The sequence below is a fragment of the Streptococcus sp. DTU_2020_1000888_1_SI_GRL_NUU_041A genome, from assembly GCF_032387735.1.
In the GTDB taxonomy this organism is placed as follows: domain Bacteria; phylum Bacillota; class Bacilli; order Lactobacillales; family Streptococcaceae; genus Streptococcus; species Streptococcus sanguinis.
Map to the genome: position 1 here is coordinate 762,296 of NZ_CP135591.1, position 20,407 is coordinate 782,702.

Consider the following 20,407-nt stretch of genomic DNA (forward strand, 5'->3'; position numbering starts at 1 on the left):
TCTATTTTTTAGGTAGGATTTTTAGATTTATGGTTGACTTTGCGTAAAATATGATATACTAGATAGGTATAATTGTTCTTTGGAGGATCCTGTGAAGAAAAAGCTTTTGTTATTGGGAATTGTGTTCCTGACCTCTTTAGCGCCACTAGCTGCTAGGGCTGATGAATTGGTGGATATGGCTAAAAAGATGTATCCGCATGATAATGTTCAGGCGATTAATCGTCCCAAGTCTTCTCTCGTTATTGACGGTAGTACAGGTGATGTTGTCTGGGAAGATAATGTCGATGAGGTGCGTGATCCTGCTAGTATGAGTAAGCTCATGACGCTTTACTTGGTCTTTGAAGCGATTAAGGAAGGAAAAATCAGCGAAAAGACGGTCATTACAGCTACACCTCAGGATCAGGCCACCGCTAATATTTATGAAATTTCTAATAATAAAATTGTCGCTGGTGTGGACTATACCGTATCTGAGCTGATTACCATGACAATCGTGCCGTCATCCAATGCGACAACCGTCATGCTGGCCAATTATTTATCGGACAATGATCCAGATGCGTTCTTGGATCGGATGAATGCCAAGGCTCAAGAGCTAGGCATGACGAATACCAAGTGGTTCAATGCTAGCGGTGCAGCGGCGGTTTCTTTTAAGGGCTATTATAATCCTCAAAACTACGATAATTATGCCAGCAATCAGACAACAGCCCGTGATTTGGCGATTCTGGCCTATAACTTTGTCAATCACCATCCTGAGATTCTAAACTATACTAATAAAGCCAAGGTTACGGTTAAAGCCGGAACTCCTTACGAAGAAACCTTTGAAACCTATAATTACTCTCTGCCGGGTGCTAAATACGCACTCAAGGGCGTAGATGGCATGAAGACGGGTTCTAGCCCTAATGGTGCTTTCAACTATATCGCGACCATTAAGCGTGGAGATCAGCGCATGATTGCTGTGATTATGGGAGTCGGTGACTGGTCTGACCAAGACGGTGAGTATTACCGCCATCCTTTTGGTAATGCTTTGATTGAGAAGGCTTATGCGGACTATGAGTACAAAAAACTCTTATCTAAGGGTGAGCAGGAGATTGATGGACAGAAATATAAGCTGCCTGAGGATTTCTACGCTACTGTTAAAAAGGGAACCGAGCCTAAAGTCAAGGTTGAAAACAATGTTCTCAAGGCTGAAAATGGCTTGAAGACCTTGTCTAGCAAGATCTCTGATGAAATGAAAGTCGAGAAAGTTGAGAATCCAGTTGCTCAGGCTATTGAAAATGTGACTGGCAGCAAGTCGGAAAGCAAGCCTTGGTATGGTGTGTTCTTCAGCGATAAGATGTTAATTCTGTTGCCTGTTGGCATCCTGTTGATCATTCTGTACTTTGAATACCGCAGTCGCCAAAAACGCAAGGCTGCAAAGCAGGAACGTCGTAGAAATACAGATGTTGAATAAAGGGAATGTCCTCTGTCACATACGAACGGAATGACTTTCCAAACTAAAACTCAGTTCTTTTGCTGAGTTTTCTTTCTGTCTTAAGGAGATTTTCATGCAAAAAAAGTTTCATAACAGCTATCTAGCTCATTTTTTACTCTTTAATTTTTTCTTTCTAGCCTACTCTCTTTTTTCGACCCTGATATCAGTCTATATGCAGGACTTAGGCTATTCAAATGCTCAAGTATCGATGGTAGTGTCAGCTTCTTTCTTTGCTTCCATGTTGGCTCAGCCAATTTTTGGAGTTCTCAGCGATGCTTTGGGAATTAAAAAGGTCTTCCTTTTTAGCTTTCTAGCTATGATGGTTGGGGCCGTATTTTTCATGAAAGCTACTCAGCTTTGGCAGTTACTGGTCTGGTATAGTCTGGTCCTCATGCTGGTTAACGGGGTCAATCCAGTCATGGATGTTCTTGCGGCTCAAAGTCCTTATACTTATGGTAAGATTCGGATTTGGGGAACCATTGGCTATGCTTTAGGCTCTCAGCTGGCAGGATTGATCTATCAAAGAGTCGCACCGCAGGCTATTTTCCCAGTCTTTATTGGCATGATGCTTATCAGCAGCATAGGACTTTTGGGAATCCAGCCCAAGCACGACCGAGCAGCCCTAGAAAGCAGGAATACCCGCAAGCAGACAGGTCTGGGGAAGCTCTTGACCAACAAAACCTATCTCTTTTACCTGCTTTTGGTCGCCCTTTACTCTGGAGTGGGGAATACTGGTCATACCTATATCCCTGCCATGCTACAGCATAGTGGCTTAGAGGTGGATATGGCTTCGACTGTTGTTGCCCTATCAGTTCTGGTTGAAGCGCCTTTTATCTTTTATTCCTATCTCTTTATGGACAAGATTTCGATGAAGAAGCTTCTTTATATCTGTTTGGGAATCATCTTTCTCCAGTACAGCGTTTATGCCTTGGATCTAGGTTTGATTTCGAAAATCGGGATGACTCTTTTTTCCAAGCACGTGACGGGCATGGTTTTGATTATGGTGACCCTAAAAATCGTAGCCAGCTTGGTCGATGAAAAATACCTAGTTACAGCCATTGCTTTGGTCCAGACAGCCCGCAGTCTAGGAACCATTCTCATTCAAAATCTTGCGGGTCACTTTTTGGATAGTTGGGGCTACGAAGGAATGAACCTCTTTCTAGCAGCTATTATCTGCTTAGTCTGTCTCCTGGCCCTCTTTCTAAAATTGCCAGAACGAAAAGGAAACCAATTATTTGGATAATGAAAAACGAGTCGGAGAGATGTTCTCTCGACCCGTTTTTTTGTCTAGATAGTTTCTCTTTCTTTTGCGAATATTTTAGTAAATGAGAGAATTTTTTAGAGGGGACTGGGATATGTTTGTGGCGCGAAATCATAAGGGGCTTTTGTGTAATGCTCTGGAGGAGAAGATTGAGAAGGGGGCTGATTTCGTCTGCCCCGCTTGTTCAGGGGCAGTCCGTTTTAAAAAAGGAAAAGTTATGCAGCCGCACTTTGCGCATGTTTCGCTAGAGCAATGTCGTTTTTATAGGGAAAATGAAAGCGCTGAGCACCTGAACCTTAAGGCGGAGCTTTTTCGCTGGGCTGTCCAGACGGAAGAAGTTGAGGTGGAGGCTTTTTTGCCTGCACTGCAGCAAATTGCTGATTTGCTAGTTGATGATAAAAAACTGGCGCTTGAAGTCCAGTGCAGTCCTCTAAGTATAGAACGGCTGCAGGAACGGACGCTTTCTTACCGCCTGCATGGCTATCAGGTCCTCTGGCTCTTGGGGCGAAAACTTTGGCTCAAGGATGCCTTAACCCGCCTGCAGAAGGATTTTCTCTATTTTAGTAAAAATATGGGCTTTCATCTTTGGGAGCTGGATCAGCAAAAACAAGTTCTGCGTCTCAAATACCTGATTCACGAAGATCTGCATGGAAAAGTCCAGCACAAGACCAAGACCTTTCCATTTGGTCAAGGTAGGTTTTTGGATATTTTGCGTTTGCCCTTTCAAAAGCAGAAGATGAACAGCTTTCTGGCCCAGCAAGATCCACAGATATGCAATTATATACGCCGTCAGCTTTATTACCAGCAGCCTAGATGGATGCGGCTGCAGGCCCAGCTCTATCAGGCTGGCGATAATCTCCTGACTAAGTCGGCAGAGGATTTCTATCCGCAGGTTAGGCCGATACAGGCTGCCTCTTTCTGTCAGATAAGTACTGACCTGACAGACTATTATCAGCAGTTTGAGAACTATTATGCCAATCTCCAGCAAAAAAATCTGCAAATTGTTTATTCACCGGCCTTTTATGAGATGACAAGAGAAAATTGCTAAGTATCGTTAGTTTCCCATTGATGAAGCTATAAACTTTTAGCTATCCTTTCAGTTTTAGAATATTTGAGAATCCTGTATAATATAATAAAGTAATAAGTTAGACAGTTAAAAATTCTAAATCGTGCTAATTCAGCTAGCTTTAGAAAATATGAGAAGTGAAAGGTGCTATCATTAAGAAAATTTTTGTCATTTTTCTGACTATCATAACGATTAGCTCGGCTATGTTTTTAGGAGGGTGCAGTATGATAAACAGTCGGTCAGAGAAAGAAAATGAAAATAGTCAGATGATTAAACTTGTAGAAAGCAAAGAGGCTGAAAAAGCATTTTATCATTGGTTCACTTATGTTGATCCTCAAGCATTTAAAAAAGAAGGCTTTATACAAAGTTATGAAATAGATAGAAACTCAATTTCAAAAAATCCAATGAGCGGGATAGATTTCGATATTATAATAAATGGAGATTCTGATTTTATTATTAGCTGCAATATAAATAAAAATAGTGATGGAGAGATAGAAAGCACAAGTGCCACTTATTCTGATAAGTTATCTCAAGCATTGGAAAGATAGGAGTTTGGCATAGTATTAATAGATGACGAAAAATTAAATGATAAGCAACATGTGGATTTTACATTAAAAAAATATCATATTGATTCGAAAACTAAAGATGTGGTAATTAGGGAAGAGGGGAGTGAAATCTAAATTGGCACGGTCTCCCAAATTTACGACAATATTAAGGGTGAGAGAGAATGAGTTTTTGTCTTCATAACTCTTTATCCGTACTGGAGTACTTGAAACTTCTAAAAAATAGTATAACGATGATAAGATAAAACATTAATCTAAATCCATTTTCCCATTTTCGTTAGGACGTCAGTTTGAGCAAAGAAGAGAAACGAAAGGAGCCATTATGAAGAAAATTTTTGTCACTTTTCTGAGTATCATAACGATTAGTTCGGCTATGTTTTTAGGAGGGTGCAGTATGATAAACAGTCGTTCTGAAAAAGAAGAAATGATTCAGATTGCAGAGAGTAAAAAGATGAAGAGTGTTATTGAGGAAGGGCTGAAAAAGATTGACCCTCAAGCATTAACACCTGAAGGGAAAATTAAAAGTTATGAAATTAATAAGAAGTCACTAACTCAGAACCCAATGGGAGGATTAATGTTTGATTTAATCATTAATGGTGACGAAGAAGTAACACTAGGATATGTCATTGGAGAGGACGAAAATGGGAAATTTCACAGAGATGGGACTGTGTGGTCACCGAAGCTTACAAAACTAATGGATGAAGAAAATGTAAATGGCAATGAAGAATAAGGTTTTTCTAGATAACTTCCTAACAATGATTGCGCTATTATGTTCTTTGGAAAAATAGTATAATAATTAATATAAAAAATTAATCTAAATTCGCCTTCTCGTTTTTGTTAAGGAATCGATTTTATCAAAGATGAGAAGCGAAAGGAGTCATTATGAAGAAAATTTTTGTCATTTTTCTGTGTATTATCACGGTCAGTTCAGGCATTATTTTAGGAGGCTGCAGTATGCCAAGCAGTCGGTCGGAAAAAGAAGAAATGATCCAGATTGCGGAAAGTACAAAAATGAAGAAGGCGATTGAGAAAGAGTTGAGAGAACTGGATCCTAAAGCTCTGACAGCAGAAGGGAAGATTAAAACGTATAAAATTGAAAATAATAAATTAGATTTCAATCCGATGGGAGGATTAGACATCTATTTAATAATTAATGATAATAAGAAGTTTGAATTAGACATGACTTTTCAAGAAAATTCAACTACTGGCGAATACGAGACGGGTGGTTATGGCATGTCTCCGGAATTTAACGAGCTAATTAGAGGAGAAAAGTAATACGCCTCATTATAAAAAAACTATTGATGGTAGCGAATATACAGATAAACAACTTGTTGAAGCTTATTTATATGAGTATGAGGGTGTGCATGTTGGTAAAGAATATGATGTAAAAGGGAGGATTATTTAGGCACCGTCTCCCAAATTTATAAAAATATCAAGCGTGATGGAGAACGAGTTTTTGTCTTTACAACTCTTTATCCGTACTGGAGTACTTGAAACTTCTAAAAAATAGTATAAAAATGATAAGATAAAACATTAATCCAAATCCATTTTCCCATTTTCGTTAGGACATCAGTTTGAGTAAAGATAACAAGCTAAAGGAGTCATCATGAAGAAAATTTTTGTCATCTTTCTGAGTATCATCACAATTAGTTCAGCTATGTTTTTAGGAGGTTGCAGTATGCTAAACAGTCGGTCAGAAAAAGAAGAAATGATTCGGATTGCGGAGGGGAAGAAAGCGCAGAGAGCAATAGAAGAATTACTAAGACAGGAAGATCCTAAAGCATTGACAGAGGAGGGGATTATAAAAGAATATTCAATTAACAAAAATGAATTAGACTATAATCCAATGGGTGGCTTAATAGTTGAGCTTATAATAAACGATGACTCGGAATTAACAATTACCACAACATTGGTGGAAGAGTCAGATGGGAAGCTAGAACATACAGGTTATGTAATCTCTGGTGAACTCGCAAAGAAGTTGAGGGGAGAATGACATGACAAATGATAAAGCGTTTAGTGATAGGAAAAATGAACTCTTTGGAATCTAATTTTTGTTTGGTCAGGAATTAGGTTCAAAGAGTTTTTTTATTAATTAAGTCTGTCTGCCTAGCTACTATGTGATTTTGGTACTTGAGTTTTATAAAAAGTAGAATTTTGTGATAGAATAGGGGAGTCGGAGGATTTTTTTATGGCAAAACAAAGAAATGAAATTGAAGAAAAATATACCTGGGATTTGAGTACTATTTTCCCAACAGATGAAGCCTTTGAAGCGGAATTGGCGCAGGTTTCAGAAGAAGTGAAGAAAGCAGCTAGTCTGGCTGGGCATTTGCTGGATTCAGCGGATAGTCTCTTAACAACGACTGAAGTGCAACTGAACTTGATGCGTCGTATTGAAAAGCTTTATTCTTATGCTCATATGAAGAATGACCAGGATACACGTGTGGCTAAGTACCAAGAGTATCAGGCTAAAGGCATGACTCTTTACAGCGATTTTGGTCAAAGCTTTGCCTTCTACGAGCCCGAATTTATGGCGATTACAGAAGAACAGTACCAAGCTTTCCTAGCTGAGAAGCCAGCCCTGCAGCTGTACCAGCATTATTTTGACAAGCTTTTGAAAAAGAAAGCCCACATCCTGACACAGCGCGAAGAGGAGCTATTGGCCGGTGCTGGTGAAATTTTTGGGGCAGCGGGCGAAACCTTTTCTATTTTGGATAATGCAGATATCGTCTTTCCTATAGTGCATGATGAAGATGGAAATGAAGTTCAGCTCAGCCACGGTAACTATATCACCCTGGTCGAGTCTAAGAACCGAGAAGTCCGTAAGGAAGCTTACGAGGCTCTCTACAGAGTATACGAGCAGTATCAGCATACCTATGCTAAGACTCTGCAGACCAATGTCAAGGTTCACAATTACAATGCGAAAGTCCGCAAGTTTTCATCTGCCCGTGAAGCAGCCTTGTCAGCGGACTTCATTCCAGAAAGTGTTTATGACAGCTTAGTTTCAGCTGTCAATAAGCATTTGCCTCTTTTGCAGCGTTATATTGCTTTACGAGCAAAGATTTTAGGCATTTCTGATTTGAAGATGTATGATATGTACACACCTTTGTCAGAGACAGACTACAAGTTCACTTATGAGGAAGCCTTGGCTAAGTCTGAGGAAGTCCTGGCAATTCTGGGTGAGGATTATCTGAGCCGAGTGAAGACAGCTTTTTCAGAGCGCTGGATTGATGTTCATGAAAATCAAGGCAAGCGCTCAGGGGCATACTCTGGCGGTTCTTATGACACCAACGCCTTTATGTTGCTCAACTGGCAGGACACGCTGGATAATCTCTTTACCTTGGTGCACGAGACAGGCCACAGTATGCACTCCAGCTACACCCGTGAGACCCAGCCTTATGTCTATGGAGACTATTCTATCTTCCTAGCTGAGATTGCTTCGACGACCAATGAAAACATCCTGACAGAAAAGCTCTTGGAAGAAGTAGAAGATGATGCTACCCGCTTTGCTATCCTCAATCACTTCTTGGATGGCTTTAGAGGTACGGTCTTCCGTCAAACCCAGTTTGCTGAGTTTGAACATGCTATCCACAAGGCTGACCAAGAAGGTCAAGTCTTGACCGGCGAGTTTCTCAATGAGCTCTACGCTGACTTGAACGAAAAATACTATGGACTGAAAAAAGAAGACAATCCACAGATTCAGTACGAATGGGCTCGGATTCCTCATTTCTACTATGATTACTATGTTTTCCAATATTCGACAGGATTTTCAGCGGCTTCTGCCCTGGCTGAAAAGATTGTCCATGGCAGTCAGGAAGACAAGGATAAGTATCTGGACTATCTGAAAGCTGGGAACTCTGACTATCCGCTCAATGTCATCAAAAAAGCAGGTGTGGATATGGAAAAGGAAGACTACCTAAATGCTGCTTTTGCTGTCTTTGAGCGTCGCTTGGACGAATTTGAAGCCTTGGTAGAAAAGTTGGGACTGGCATAAGATGGTCGAAACTTATAATCAAAACTCTAATCCCAATATGCGCCGGCCAGTGGTCAAAGAGGAAGTCGTAGACTTTATGAGACAGCGTCTCCAGCCAGTCACTGGTGGACTCAAGGAACTAGAGGATTTTGCCAGAGCCGAAAATGTACCTGTGATTCCCCATGAGACAGTGGCTTACTTCCGCCTGCTAGTCGAAAGTTTCCAACCAAAGAAGATTTTAGAAATCGGGACGGCTATTGGATTTTCGGCTCTTTTGATGGCGGAGCATGCTCCTCAGGCTCAGATTACAACTATTGACCGCAATCCAGAGATGGTTGAGCTGGCCAAGGCTAATTTTGCTAAGTATGACAGCCGTCAGCAGATTACCCTTCTGGAAGGCGATGCGGTGGATTTACTTGAGACGTTAGAGGATTCCTACGACCTTGTCTTTATGGACTCTGCTAAGTCTAAGTATGTGGTGTTTTTGCCTCAGGTCCTCAAGCGCCTCAATCCTGGTGGGCTGATTCTCATTGATGATGTCTTTCAAGGCGGCGATGTTGCCAAGGCTTTTGAGGATATTAAGCGTGGTCAACGGGCTATTTACCGAGGATTGCATAGTCTTTTTGACGCGACTTTGGACAGTCCAGATTTAACTACGAGTCTGCTTCCCTTAGGAGATGGGCTGCTTATGATTAGAAAAAAATGACATTTATGATTTTTTCCTAATTTCCAAAAATTTTTAGTAAAATTTAAGATATCAATTCAAATTTGTGCTACAATAGAAAACATGAACTTTTAAGAATAAGGAGTCAATATAAAATGAAGAAAAAAATATTTGCAGGAGCTGTGACACTCTTGTCAGTCGCTGTATTAGCAGCATGCTCTAACTCAGAAGGCAAGGACATCGTGACCATGAAGGGAAACACGATTACTGTCAATGAGTTCTACGATCAAGTGAAAAACAATGGTGCAGCTCAGCAGGTCTTGCTGCAGATGGCTATCAAAGATATCTTTGAAGAAAAATACGGTAAAGACGTCAAAGACAAGGATGTTAAGGATGCTTTCGAAAAGTCTAAAACTGCTTACGGTACAGCTTTTGCCCAAGTCTTGGCTCAAAACGGATTGACCGAAGATGCCTACAAGGAGCAAATCCGCACCAATATGCTGGTAGAGCATGCCGTTAAGAAGGCTGCTGAAAAAGAGCTGACTGACGAAAACTACAAGGCTGCCTTTGAAAACTACACGCCAGAAGTAACGGCTCAAATCATCAAGGTTGACAGCGAAGACAAAGGTAAGGAAGTTCTCGAAAAAGCTAAAGCAGAAGGAGCAGACTTCAGCCAAATCGCTAAGGAAAACTCTACCGATGCTGCCACTAAGGAAAAAGGCGGAGAAATCAAGTTTGACTCTGGCTCTACTGATGTTCCAGATGCTGTCAAAAAAGCTGCTTTTGCTTTGGAAGAAAATGGCGTTTCAGACCTTGTGACTGTGCCAGATTCACAATACTCAGCAAGCTACTATATTGTCAAGCTGGTCAAGAAGTCAGAGAAATCTTCTAACTGGAAAGACTACAAAGATAAGCTGAAAAAAATTATCATTGCGCAAAAAGAAAAAGATACTAGCTTCATCCAAAGTGTTGTGGCGAAAGAGTTGAAAGATGCCAACATCAAGGTTAAGGACAGTGCTTTCCAATCTATCTTTGCTCAGTATATCGAAACCACAGGTTCTTCAACTTCTTCATCAAGTGCTGCCAGCAGCTCAAAGACATCTGAGTCTAGCTCAGCAGCTGAAAGCAGTTCAACAGAAGCTTCATCATCAGCCGCAGAATAAGGTTGACGAAAAGAGAATAAGCAAGTATAATAAGACTGGTGAGAATTGATTTTTCAAGTTCTTAGTTCAGAGAATTGGCGGTGCTGCGAGCCATCTGAGACGGAGAATCATGCTACTCATCTAACAAAATAGAATACGAAATGAGAATGACAAGTTCATTGAATGAAGGTGGTACCGCGGTTTTTCGCCCTTCGGACAAGGAACTTGTCTTTTATGTTGACTGTGGAGGTAATATAATGAAAACCTATCTTGTCAAACAGAAATTTCGCTTAGGCGGCGAACGCTTTGATATCAAGGACGATCGAGGAAATGTGGATTACCAAGTGGAAGGCTCTTTCTTCCAGATTCCTAAGACCTTTACTATCTATGATAGTCAGGGTCAAATCGTCAGTCAGATTACCAAGACCCTTATAACCCTCCTGCCCCAGTTTGAAATTAAACTCAGCAGCGGGCATAGCTTTTATATCCGTAAGAAATTCTCTTTTTTGCGTGATAAGTATAAATTTGATAATTTGGGTCTACGAGTTGAAGGGAACATCTGGGATTTAAACTTTCGTCTGCTGGATGACAGCAATCAAGTCGTTGCAGAGATTACCAAGGAGCTCTTCCATCTAACCTCTACTTATCAGGTGAGTATCTATGATGTGACTTATTCAGATTTGGTGATTTCCCTCTGTGTCGCTATTGATTATGTCGAAATGCTGGAAAGTTCGTCCTCATAATGCAATTATTTTAGAAAAAATTTAAGGAGAAAAATAAATGAAACAAATGTCAAGTACTCAGGTTCGTCAAATGTGGCTGGATTTTTGGGCAACTAAAGGTCATGCAGTAGAACCATCTGTCAGCTTGGTGCCGGTCAACGATCCAACCTTGCTCTGGATTAACTCTGGTGTGGCAACACTCAAGAAATACTTTGACGGAACCATTATTCCAGAGAATCCTCGGATTACCAACGCTCAAAAGGCCATCCGGACCAACGATATTGAAAATGTTGGAAAAACTGCCCGCCACCATACTATGTTTGAAATGCTGGGCAACTTCTCTATCGGTGATTATTTCCGTGATGAAGCAATCGAGTGGGCTTACGAGCTTTTGACTAGCCCTGAATGGTTTGATTTCCCCAAAGACAAGCTCTACATGACCTACTATCCAGACGACAAGGATTCTTACAACCGCTGGATTGCTATGGGCGTTGAGCCTAGTCATTTGATTCCGATTGAGGACAACTTCTGGGAAATCGGTGCGGGACCTTCTGGACCGGATACAGAGATTTTCTTTGACCGGGGTGAGGCTTTTGATCCAGAAAATATCGGAGTCCGTCTCTTAGAAGAAGATATTGAAAACGACCGTTATATCGAAATCTGGAATATCGTTTTGTCACAATTCAACGCTGACCCTGCTGTACCTCGTAGTGAGTATAAGGAATTGCCACATAAGAACATTGATACGGGCGCAGGTTTGGAGCGTTTGGTGGCTGTTATCCAAGGGGCTAAGACCAACTTCGAGACCGACCTCTTTATGCCAATCATTCGTGAAGTAGAGAAACTGTCTGGCAAGGTCTATGACCAGGATGGCGACAATATGAGTTTCAAGGTTATCGCAGACCATATCCGCTCGCTTTCCTTTGCCATTGGTGATGGGGCTCTTCCTGGAAATGAAGGCCGTGGCTATGTCCTTCGTCGTCTGCTTCGTCGTGCTTCAATGCATGGTCAAAAATTGGGTATCAATGAGCCTTTCCTTTACAAACTGGTTCCAACTGTGGGCAAGATTATGGAAAGCTACTACCCAGAAGTTCTTGAAAAGCAAGACTTTATCGAAAAGATTATCAAGAGTGAGGAAGAATCTTTTGCTCGTACTCTGCACTCTGGTCAACACTTTGCAGAAACAATTGTGGCAAATTTGAAAGCTAAGGGACAAACTGTTATTGCTGGTCAAGATGCCTTTAAACTCTACGATACTTACGGTTTTCCGCTGGAGTTGACCGAAGAAATCGCTGAAGAAGCAGGCATGACTGTGGATCGTGCTGGCTTTGAAGCGGCTATGAAAGAGCAGCAGGATCGGGCGCGTGCTTCTGTCGTTAAGGGCGGCTCAATGGGCATGCAAAATGAAACCCTGCAGGCCATCACTGTAGAGAGTGTCTTTAACTACGAAAAAGAAGAGCTGACTGCTGAACTTCTTGCTATCGTGGCGGATGATGCCGCAGTCGAGTCTGTTGAGTCAGGGACAGCTGCCCTCATCTTTGCAGAAACGCCATTCTATGCAGAAATGGGTGGTCAGGTGGCCGACCACGGTCAAATCTTTGATGGAGCAGGCAATCTGGTAGCGCAAGTTACGGATGTGCAAAAAGCACCAAATGGTCAGCCTTTGCATACTGTAGAAGTTTTGGCTCCTCTGGCTCTCGGTCAAAGCTATAAACTGGAAATTGACCACAGCCGTCGCCATCGTGTGATGAAAAATCATACGGCAACTCACCTTTTACATGCAGCCCTGCATAATGTTCTTGGTAACCATGCAACCCAAGCAGGCTCTCTGAACGAAGTAGAATTCCTGCGCTTTGACTTTACGCATTTCCAAGCGGTGACAGCAGAAGAGCTGCGCGCTATTGAGCAAGAAGTCAATGAGAAAATCTGGGAAGCCCTTGCTATCGAGACAGTAGAGACAGATATTGACAAAGCTAAGGAAATGGGTGCCATGGCGCTCTTTGGAGAAAAATATGGTAAAGAAGTTCGTGTCGTAACCATCGGCGACTACTCTGTCGAGCTTTGCGGAGGAACCCACGTAGGCAATACTTCTGAAATCGGTATTTTCAAGATTGTCAAAGAAGAGGGGATCGGATCTGGAACTCGTCGTATCTTGGCGGTCACCAGCAAGGAAGCTTTTGAAGCCTACCGTGAGGAAGAAGAGGCACTCAAGGCTATCGCAGCGACCCTCAAAGCACCGCAAATCAAGGAAGTGCCTCACAAGGTTGAAGCGCTGCAGGAGCAGCTGCGTCAACTCCAAAAAGAGAATGCAGAACTCAAGGAAAAGGCAGCAGCAGCGGCCTCTGGTGAAGTCTTCAAGAATGTTCAAGAGGCAAATGGACATAGCTTTATCGCTAGTCAGGTCTCTGTTTCTGATGCAGGTGCCCTGCGTACCTTTGCGGACACATGGAAGCAGAAGGACTATTCAGATGTTCTTGTACTGGTTGCAGCAATTGGTGACAAGGTCAATGTTCTTGCAGCCAGCAAGACCAAGGACATCCATGCTGGTAATCTGATTAAGGAATTGGCGCCGATTGTAGATGGTCGAGGCGGCGGTAAGCCAGACATGGCTATGGCCGGCGGCAGCAAGCAATCAGCTATTCCAGACCTGCTAGCAGCAGTTGCTGAGAAGTTGTAATATTAGATAACAGATAGATGAAAAGGTCTGCTCTTTGGGCAGACTTTTTTCTGTGCTCTCGGCTCCCTTACTTCTCTATATGAGAAGCAAATAGGCCGCTTTAAGGCAAGAAATTATGAATTGTTTTAGAATAAATAATGATATTTTCAAAAATATTGCATAAAAATACAGAAAATACTTGACAAAGGGAAAATATGCGAGTAAAATAAAACGCATATTTATACGGAGGTGTTTTAAAAATATGCGAATTTCGATTGTAGGAATAACTGGTTATTCAGGAATGGAACTCCTCCGTATTTTGTTGCAACATCCGCAGGCAGAAGTCGTTTCCCTTCATGCCAGTCAAGATATGGAGGCTCCTGTGTCAGAGCTTTATCCTCATTTGAAGGGGATTTGCGACCTGAAAATAGAAGCTTTTGACAGTCAGGAAATAATGCGACGAGCAGATATTGTTTTCTTTGCAACGTCAAGTGGAGTGGCTAAAGATTTGTCAAAAGACTTTGTAGAAGCAGGATTTCCAGTCATTGACCTATCTGGTGATCATCGTTTGCCAGAGAATATTTATAAAAAATGGTATCAGAAAGAGCCGGCTGAAGACTATGTTCAAAAAGCGTTTATTTATGGGCTGTCTGAGTTTACAGATATCAGAGGGAAGCGATTTATTGCTAATCCCGGCTGCTATGCGACGGCTACAGAGTTGGCCTTGATTCCCTTGCTGAAGGCTCGGGCTATTGAGCTGGACTCCATTATTGTCGATGCCAAGAGCGGCTTGACTGGAGCAGGGAAAAATCCAGCTGCATCCAGCCATTTTGTTCATGTGCATGACAATTATGTGACTTACAAGCTGAATCAGCATCAGCATATTCCGGAGATTGTGCAGCAGTTGCAGCGTTTTGATGAGAAATTGCAGCAGATTCAGTTTTCAACTTCCCTTATTCCGCTCAATCGTGGCATCGTAGCGACGGTTTATAGCAAGTTAAAAGAACCTTTGACTCGGGAAGAACTGACTGCTATTTACCAGGAATGCTATCAGGATAAGCCTTTTGTCCGTATTCAGGCAGCTCTTCCGAATCTGCATCAGGTTATCGGTACTAATTATACAGATATTGGTTTTGACTATAATCCTGTGACAAATATTTTAACTGTAGTGGCTGTGCTGGATAACCTAATTAAGGGGGCTGCTGGTCAGGCGGTTCAAAATATGAATCTGATGCTGGGCTTCCCTGAAACAGATGGCCTGCTCAGTCAACCGTCCTATGTCTAGATGAGAAAGGGTTAGATATGAAGATTATTGATGGAACGATTGCCAGTCCGCTAGGCTTTTCAGCTGACGGTTTACACGCTGGCTTTAAGAAAAAGAAGTTGGATTTTGGCTGGATTGTATCTGAAGTACCAGCCAGTGTGGCAGGAGTCTATACGACCAATAAGGTCATTGCTGCTCCACTTCTAGTGACCAAAGCATCAATCCAAAAGAGCCAGAAATTGCAGGCAATAGTGGTTAATTCTGGTATTGCTAATTCCTGCACAGGACAGCAGGGACTGGACGCTGCCTATGAAATGCAGCGATTGGCTGCTCAAAAGCTGAAGATTGAGCCCGACTTGGTAGGTCTGGCTTCTACAGGAGTCATCGGTGAGCAGCTTCCAATGGATGCTCTGAAAAATGGTCTGTCACAGATTCTGGTGAGTGGTAAGGCAGAAGATTTTGCTGAGGCTATCTTGACGACAGATACTTGTACAAAGACCTGTGTAGTCACAGAAGAGTTTGGCTCAGACCTAGTGACGATGGCAGGAGTGGCTAAGGGATCGGGCATGATTCATCCGAATATGGCGACCATGCTGGCCTTTATCACCTGTGATGCCAATATTTCCAGTGCTACCTTGCAAAAGGCTCTCAGTCAGCATGTAGAGTCGACTTTCAACCAAATCACGGTGGATGGAGATACATCTACCAATGACATGGTGCTTGTCATGGCTAATGGCTGCCGACAAAATGAAGAAATTCTGCCAGATACGGAAGAATTTGAAAAGTTTTCTAAGATGCTCCGCTATCTTATGGCTGACTTAGCTAAAAAAATTGCCAAGGATGGCGAGGGAGCAACCAAGCTGATTGAAGTTAATGTGCAGCACGCTAAGGATGAACAGAGCGGGCGTATGATTGCCAAGAGTGTCGTTGGCTCTAGCTTGGTCAAAACAGCTATTTTTGGTCAAGATCCCAATTGGGGCCGAATCTTAGCAGCTATCGGCTATGCGGGAGCAGATGTCTCAGTAGACAATATTGATATTTGGATTGAGGGGATTCCAGTTATGCAGGCTTCTAGCCCTGTGGCTTTTGACCCCGAGGAGACGAGTGATGCCATGGCTGGGGAGCTGCTGACCTTGACCATTGACCTGCACGATGGGGACACTGAAGCTCAGGCCTGGGGCTGCGATTTATCCTATGATTATGTGAAAATCAACGCCCTCTATAGAACCTAAGGAGAAATGCAATGAAAGATGTGATTGTTATAAAAATTGGCGGTGTTGCTGCGCAAAAGCTGTCTGATAAGTTTATCAAGCAAATGCAAGCATGGATAGCAGCTGGTAAGAAAATCGTTGTCGTTCACGGGGGCGGTCTGGTCATTAACCAGCTTATGAAAGAGCGCCAGCTGCCTACTAGCAAGGTTAAGGGATTGCGGGTGACAGCTAAGTCTGACTTACCCATTATTGAGCAGGCCTTGCTAGGTCAAGTCGGCCGAATACTGACACAAGAACTGAACGACTCAGATATTGAAAGCCTTCAGTTGGTTTCTCATTTGGGAAAGACAGTTTCGGCGGACTTTATCGATAAAGACCTCTATGGCTATGTCGGTCAGGTGACGGCCATTCAAACTGCTTATTTAGAGCAGCTGCTAGCTGCGGACATCGTCCCAGTGCTGGCTTCGCTGGGGGAAAATGATGCTGGCGAACTCTTAAATATCAATGCAGACTATCTAGCAGCGGCAGTTGCCAGTAGCTTGCAGGTAGAGAAGCTGATCTTGATGACAGATATAGAAGGGGTTCTAGAGGACAAAAAAGTCCTGCCCCAGCTTCTGACCAGTCAGGTGTCCAAGAAGATTCAGACAGGTGTCATCAAGGGCGGCATGATTCCTAAGATTGAGAGTGCTGTTCAGACCGTGCTTTCCGGTGTCGGGCAGGTTCTGATTGGTGACAATCTTTTGACGGGCACCTTGATAGCAGAGGGGTAACGATGACTTATTTATTTGAAAACTACAAGAGGGCACCTATTGAGTTTGTTAAAGCAGAGAGTTCCTATCTGATTGACAGTGAGGGAAAGACTTATTTGGACTTTTCATCGGGGATTGGCGTAACCAATCTTGGCTTTCAACCGCAGGTCCAGCAGGCTTTGATCCAGCAGGCCGGGCGCATCTGGCACAGTCCCAATCTCTATCTTAGCTCTCTGCAAGAGCAGGTGGCTCAGGAACTGGCTGGTTCTTATGATTATTTGGCATTTTTCTGCAATAGCGGAGCGGAAGCCAATGAAGCAGCTATTAAGCTAGCCCGCAAAGCTACTGGCAAGCAAGGCATTATCACTTTTCAGCAATCCTTTCACGGTCGGACCTTTGGCGCTATGGCCGCAACAGGACAGGATAAGATTAAGGAAGGATTTGGTGATGGGGTGCCCCATTTCAGCTATGCGATTTACAATGATCTTGCCAGCGTAGAAAAGTTGGTCAATCAGGATACGGCAGCTGTCATGTTGGAATTGGTCCAAGGAGAATCAGGAGTTCGTCCAGCAGAAGCAGCTTTTGTCAAAGACTTGGCTGATTTTTGCCGACGAGAGGAGATTTTGCTGATTGTTGATGAGGTCCAGACAGGTATGGGGCGCACGGGTCAGCTTTATTCCTTTGAGTACTATGGGATTATACCGGATATTGTAACACTGGCTAAGGGTCTGGCCAATGGCCTACCCTCTGGCGCTCTATTAGGAAAATCAAGCTTGGCTCCTGCTTTTGGACCTGGCAGTCATGGTTCTACCTTTGGTGGCAATAAATTAGCCATGGCAGCCGCCTTGGAGACCTTGCATATAATGAAAGAGGCGGGCTTTATGGAAGAAGTCAGGTCTAAGAGTGCCATCTTACTGGAGCAGCTGCAGTTTGCTTTTCAGGACCATCCAAAGATTTCTGCTGTTCGAGGCCTGGGCATGATGATTGGGATTGAAACAAGTGCCAGTCTGTCAAAGATTGTTGAAGCCGCTCGTCAGAAGGGCTTGATTATCCTGACAGCCGGAGAGAATGTTATCCGTCTCCTGCCGCCTTTGACTATCAACAGGGAGGAAATTCAGCAAGGGATTGCTATTTTAAAAGAAGTATTTTCAGAATTAGATGAATAAAGGAAAAGGATTCAGTTTGAGCTGGATTCTTTTTTGTCTATGATAATAGCAAATTTGACAACTATTATTATTTTTTTGACAAATATACTTGTCAAAAAGAAAAAAATCTGTTACAATAATTTTATCCAAGGGAGAATAATAAATAAGGAGTTTATGATGCAGCTTAGAAATCGACTCAAGGAGTTGAGGGCGCGTGACGGTCTCAACCAGACAGAACTGGCTAAGCTGGCCGGTGTTTCCAGGCAGACAATCAGCCTTATAGAGAGAGGCGAATATACCCCATCGATTGTGATTGCCCTTAAGATTGCCCATATTTTCAACGAAAATGTTGAGAATGTCTTTCGGCTGGTGGAGGAAGCAGAATGAAGAACCAATTAAGATTCATTTCAACAGGAGCTAAAACAGTCCTTCAGCCTCAGCATTCTTGTATCATCTATTGTAAAAAAATAAAGGAGAAGAAGTCGTGAAAGAGCAAAAACGTATATCTACACAGAAAAGAGTTTTATATAATGTCCTTATATTTCTAGCTGGAGCTTTAATAGGTGGTCTGTCTATTTTGTTTTCTGAAACTGGTCTGCTAAAAAACATCAGTTGGTCGACTATTTTTTCTGTTCAACTGCTGCGCCAGCTAGGTAGGGCCAGCCTTATCATCCTCTATCCCTTGGTCTTTTTCTTGATTTATCGGACTCGTAAATACAATGAAGCCTATGAAAAAGAAGCAGATGAGGATAAGAATTATGAATGGTACCGGCTAACCTTTAAAAATCTGGAATATGCGACTATTGTCTTTAATATCAGCAGTGCTATCGTTCTTTTTACGATTTTAGTTGGAGTTGTTTTTATTGGAAATATTACTAATCATAAGAGCCCTCTTCAGTGGAGTTTTATAGATTATGCGATTGCCTTTCTTTATATTATTTTGCAAGTTGTCTTTTTAAAGACAGTTCAGAAGGTGCGGCACTATAAGCTATCAGCCTTTCCGACTACTGAGGAAATAAAAGAATTTGTGCTCTCTTATGATGAGTCAGAGCTGCAAGCCAATTATGAACAGTGCTATCTTATTCTCTTCAATGTAAATCAGAGACTTCTGCCAATCCTCTATATTGTTTTAGGGATAGTGGGAACTTTCACCCCCCTCAATGTCGTTTCCGGTTTTGTCGTCCTAGTGGTGATCCATATCTATATCAATCTTATGTATTATCCAATGGTAAGAAAATATTTCAAATAAGCTTATTTCCCGATGAAAGGCGGAAATTATGAAACTACTGAAAGAACTTGATTTTATCCATAATAAAAAGGTCAATCTGACTCTGAATATAACGGCTGTATTGCTGATCTTCCCTTTTCTAGCCCTCTTTACTTGGATTGCTATTCTGATGTATGGCAAGGGTAGCGAAGTTTTTCATTTTTTTGACTTACTCTACCTCCTTGTTCTAATGGTCATCCATGAGCTGATTCACGGCTTTTTCTTCAAGGTCTTGGGAGATGAAAATACCAAGGTCAAGTTTGGTTTTAAGAGCGGCATGGCCTATGCGACCAGCCCAGGGAGTCGTTACAGTCGGAAAAGGATGCTCGTCATTATCCTGGCACCTTTCTTTCTGATTAGCCTAGCCCTGACCTTAATCTATGCCTTGCATATTTTAACTGCAGCTTCTTATATCGTACTTGCTAGCTTCCATGCAGCCGGCTGTGCAGGAGATTTTTTCCTCGCTGTCGCTATTCTTCGGCAGAAGGGTGATATCGCTGTTGAGGATACGGAAGTCGGTATCAATATTTATCAAAAGGAGAATACAAAATGAACAACTTCAAATCAACTGCTTTAGGACTTGGAAAATGGATAGGCTTAATTGCTCTTAGCCTCCTTATAAATGTTGCTCCAATGCTATTCTTAAGGCTCGGGAAGAATTTACCTATTTATGCAGAAATCTTATTGGTAGCCTTGTATCTGATTTTAGTTTTCCTGATTTTTCGTAGCTTATGGCGGCGATATCAGAAGCATGTGCCTGAAGAAAAGAAAAAATTCAAACAGTCTGGCAAGGACATCGGTTTTGCTTTTCTATTCTTTTTCCTTGCCAGAGTGGCTGCTATTGTCGGTGTTTATCTCAATCTCATCCTGAGCGGCAATTCCCAGACCAGTAATGACAGCGCCATACAAGGGCTAGGGGGAATGATGTCTTCGCAGCATATCTTCTTTGCCTTGCTCTTTGTTGCAACGATTGCCTTTATCGCTCCTATCATGGAAGAACTAATTTTCCGCGGTTTTGGTACTGCCTTCTTTTTCAAGAATAATCAAAAAGTTTTGCCTGCTATTGTGACTTCTGTGGTCTTCACCCTGCCTCATATCACTCAATTGACAGAGTTTCCAATTTATTTTGCACTTGGACTGGTTCTTTATTTATCCTATGCTCGTCGGGGGAATATAAAAGATTCCATGTTGGTTCATATCCTGAACAATCTCCCTATGGCTATAATACTGCTGCTAGCTATGTTTAAGTAAATCAATCT

Annotated in this window: 20 protein-coding genes; all 20 read left to right on the top strand. The window is 42.3% G+C overall.

Annotated features, from left to right (window positions below):
* Positions 1 to 91 precede the first annotated feature (91 nt).
* The 20 genes from RSK81_RS03890 to RSK81_RS03985 all read left to right on the top strand — a co-directional run bounded on the left by RSK81_RS03890 (position 92) and on the right by RSK81_RS03985 (position 20,399).
* A complete protein-coding gene (locus RSK81_RS03890; protein ID WP_125377634.1) occupies positions 92 to 1,447 on the top strand; it encodes a DUF1958 domain-containing protein in 1,356 nt (451 codons plus the stop codon).
* 94 nt (positions 1,448 to 1,541) lie between these two features.
* On the top strand, positions 1,542 to 2,711 hold the full coding sequence (locus tag RSK81_RS03895) for an MFS transporter (protein WP_002912033.1): 1,170 nt from the start codon (positions 1,542 to 1,544) through the stop codon (positions 2,709 to 2,711).
* A 112-nt stretch (positions 2,712 to 2,823) separates the two neighbouring features.
* Complete coding sequence (locus RSK81_RS03900) at positions 2,824 to 3,777, top strand: competence protein CoiA (protein WP_032911178.1); 954 nt, start codon at positions 2,824 to 2,826, stop codon at positions 3,775 to 3,777.
* Positions 3,778 to 3,932: 155 nt separating this feature from the next.
* Complete coding sequence (locus RSK81_RS03905) at positions 3,933 to 4,343, top strand: DUF1310 family protein (protein WP_002913758.1); 411 nt, start codon at positions 3,933 to 3,935, stop codon at positions 4,341 to 4,343.
* A 337-nt stretch (positions 4,344 to 4,680) separates the two neighbouring features.
* On the top strand, positions 4,681 to 5,088 hold the full coding sequence (locus tag RSK81_RS03910) for a DUF1310 family protein (RefSeq protein WP_002913757.1): 408 nt from the start codon (positions 4,681 to 4,683) through the stop codon (positions 5,086 to 5,088).
* A 152-nt stretch (positions 5,089 to 5,240) separates the two neighbouring features.
* The gene (locus tag RSK81_RS03915) at positions 5,241 to 5,633 is read left to right on the top strand and encodes a DUF1310 family protein (protein ID WP_002913753.1); all 393 of its coding nucleotides are present in this window, start codon (positions 5,241 to 5,243) and stop codon (positions 5,631 to 5,633) included.
* Between the two features lie 331 nt (positions 5,634 to 5,964).
* Positions 5,965 to 6,351, top strand: coding sequence for a DUF1310 family protein (locus tag RSK81_RS03920; RefSeq protein WP_002913751.1), 387 nt, complete (start codon positions 5,965 to 5,967; stop codon positions 6,349 to 6,351).
* Positions 6,352 to 6,546: 195 nt separating this feature from the next.
* Positions 6,547 to 8,349: an oligoendopeptidase F gene (pepF, locus tag RSK81_RS03925; RefSeq protein WP_032908209.1), complete on the top strand. Its 1,803-nt coding sequence runs from the start codon at positions 6,547 to 6,549 to the stop codon at positions 8,347 to 8,349.
* 1 nt (position 8,350) lies between these two features.
* Positions 8,351 to 9,034 carry an O-methyltransferase gene (locus RSK81_RS03930; RefSeq protein ID WP_002934458.1) on the top strand — a complete coding sequence of 228 codons (684 nt, stop codon included), beginning with the start codon at positions 8,351 to 8,353 and terminating at the stop codon, positions 9,032 to 9,034.
* A gap of 113 nt (positions 9,035 to 9,147) precedes the next feature.
* Positions 9,148 to 10,155 carry a peptidylprolyl isomerase PrsA gene (prsA, locus tag RSK81_RS03935; RefSeq protein ID WP_049553460.1) on the top strand — a complete coding sequence of 336 codons (1,008 nt, stop codon included), beginning with the start codon at positions 9,148 to 9,150 and terminating at the stop codon, positions 10,153 to 10,155.
* A gap of 140 nt (positions 10,156 to 10,295) precedes the next feature.
* Positions 10,296 to 10,877, top strand: a complete 582-nt coding sequence (locus RSK81_RS03940) for an LURP-one-related/scramblase family protein (protein ID WP_161800761.1) — start codon at positions 10,296 to 10,298, stop codon at positions 10,875 to 10,877.
* Positions 10,878 to 10,914: 37 nt separating this feature from the next.
* Positions 10,915 to 13,533, top strand: a complete 2,619-nt coding sequence (gene alaS, locus RSK81_RS03945) for an alanine--tRNA ligase (protein WP_315687502.1) — start codon at positions 10,915 to 10,917, stop codon at positions 13,531 to 13,533.
* Positions 13,534 to 13,774: 241 nt separating this feature from the next.
* Positions 13,775 to 14,797, top strand: a complete 1,023-nt coding sequence (argC, locus tag RSK81_RS03950) for an N-acetyl-gamma-glutamyl-phosphate reductase (RefSeq protein ID WP_002925440.1) — start codon at positions 13,775 to 13,777, stop codon at positions 14,795 to 14,797.
* Positions 14,798 to 14,814: 17 nt separating this feature from the next.
* Positions 14,815 to 16,008 carry a bifunctional glutamate N-acetyltransferase/amino-acid acetyltransferase ArgJ gene (gene argJ / locus RSK81_RS03955; RefSeq protein ID WP_002925439.1) on the top strand — a complete coding sequence of 398 codons (1,194 nt, stop codon included), beginning with the start codon at positions 14,815 to 14,817 and terminating at the stop codon, positions 16,006 to 16,008.
* Between the two features lie 11 nt (positions 16,009 to 16,019).
* Complete coding sequence (gene argB / locus RSK81_RS03960) at positions 16,020 to 16,757, top strand: acetylglutamate kinase (protein ID WP_002925437.1); 738 nt, start codon at positions 16,020 to 16,022, stop codon at positions 16,755 to 16,757.
* Positions 16,758 to 16,759: 2 nt separating this feature from the next.
* The gene (locus tag RSK81_RS03965; RefSeq protein WP_315687505.1) at positions 16,760 to 17,902 is read left to right on the top strand and encodes an acetylornithine transaminase; all 1,143 of its coding nucleotides are present in this window, start codon (positions 16,760 to 16,762) and stop codon (positions 17,900 to 17,902) included.
* Positions 17,903 to 18,058: 156 nt separating this feature from the next.
* Complete coding sequence (locus RSK81_RS12910; protein WP_009659847.1) at positions 18,059 to 18,268, top strand: helix-turn-helix transcriptional regulator; 210 nt, start codon at positions 18,059 to 18,061, stop codon at positions 18,266 to 18,268.
* A gap of 97 nt (positions 18,269 to 18,365) precedes the next feature.
* On the top strand, positions 18,366 to 19,130 hold the full coding sequence (locus RSK81_RS03975; RefSeq protein WP_002925430.1) for a DUF3169 family protein: 765 nt from the start codon (positions 18,366 to 18,368) through the stop codon (positions 19,128 to 19,130).
* A 28-nt stretch (positions 19,131 to 19,158) separates the two neighbouring features.
* Positions 19,159 to 19,701: a DUF3267 domain-containing protein gene (locus RSK81_RS03980; RefSeq protein WP_002925428.1), complete on the top strand. Its 543-nt coding sequence runs from the start codon at positions 19,159 to 19,161 to the stop codon at positions 19,699 to 19,701.
* The gene (locus tag RSK81_RS03985) at positions 19,698 to 20,399 is read left to right on the top strand and encodes a type II CAAX endopeptidase family protein (protein WP_315687507.1); all 702 of its coding nucleotides are present in this window, start codon (positions 19,698 to 19,700) and stop codon (positions 20,397 to 20,399) included. Before RSK81_RS03980 ends, RSK81_RS03985 begins: the two co-directional genes overlap by 4 nt.
* Positions 20,400 to 20,407 lie beyond the last annotated feature (8 nt).

Excerpts from the sequence above, each read along its gene's own strand:
- RSK81_RS03895 (WP_002912033.1), top strand. The coding sequence starts at position 1,542 with ATGCAAAAAAAGTTTCATAACAGCTATCTAGCTCATTTTTTACTCTTT.
- RSK81_RS03900 (WP_032911178.1), top strand. The coding sequence starts at position 2,824 with ATGTTTGTGGCGCGAAATCATAAGGGGCTTTTGTGTAATGCTCTGGAG.
- RSK81_RS03910 (WP_002913757.1), top strand. The coding sequence starts at position 4,681 with ATGAAGAAAATTTTTGTCACTTTTCTGAGTATCATAACGATTAGTTCG.
- RSK81_RS03915 (WP_002913753.1), top strand. The coding sequence starts at position 5,241 with ATGAAGAAAATTTTTGTCATTTTTCTGTGTATTATCACGGTCAGTTCA.
- RSK81_RS03920 (WP_002913751.1), top strand. The coding sequence starts at position 5,965 with ATGAAGAAAATTTTTGTCATCTTTCTGAGTATCATCACAATTAGTTCA.
- pepF (WP_032908209.1), top strand. The coding sequence starts at position 6,547 with ATGGCAAAACAAAGAAATGAAATTGAAGAAAAATATACCTGGGATTTG.
- RSK81_RS03930 (WP_002934458.1), top strand. The coding sequence starts at position 8,351 with ATGGTCGAAACTTATAATCAAAACTCTAATCCCAATATGCGCCGGCCA.
- prsA (WP_049553460.1), top strand. The coding sequence starts at position 9,148 with ATGAAGAAAAAAATATTTGCAGGAGCTGTGACACTCTTGTCAGTCGCT.
- RSK81_RS03940 (WP_161800761.1), top strand. The coding sequence starts at position 10,296 with ATGAGAATGACAAGTTCATTGAATGAAGGTGGTACCGCGGTTTTTCGC.
- alaS (WP_315687502.1), top strand. The coding sequence starts at position 10,915 with ATGAAACAAATGTCAAGTACTCAGGTTCGTCAAATGTGGCTGGATTTT.
- argC (WP_002925440.1), top strand. The coding sequence starts at position 13,775 with ATGCGAATTTCGATTGTAGGAATAACTGGTTATTCAGGAATGGAACTC.
- argJ (WP_002925439.1), top strand. The coding sequence starts at position 14,815 with ATGAAGATTATTGATGGAACGATTGCCAGTCCGCTAGGCTTTTCAGCT.
- argB (WP_002925437.1), top strand. The coding sequence starts at position 16,020 with ATGAAAGATGTGATTGTTATAAAAATTGGCGGTGTTGCTGCGCAAAAG.
- RSK81_RS03965 (WP_315687505.1), top strand. The coding sequence starts at position 16,760 with ATGACTTATTTATTTGAAAACTACAAGAGGGCACCTATTGAGTTTGTT.
- RSK81_RS12910 (WP_009659847.1), top strand. The coding sequence starts at position 18,059 with ATGCAGCTTAGAAATCGACTCAAGGAGTTGAGGGCGCGTGACGGTCTC.
- RSK81_RS03980 (WP_002925428.1), top strand. The coding sequence starts at position 19,159 with ATGAAACTACTGAAAGAACTTGATTTTATCCATAATAAAAAGGTCAAT.
- RSK81_RS03985 (WP_315687507.1), top strand. The coding sequence starts at position 19,698 with ATGAACAACTTCAAATCAACTGCTTTAGGACTTGGAAAATGGATAGGC.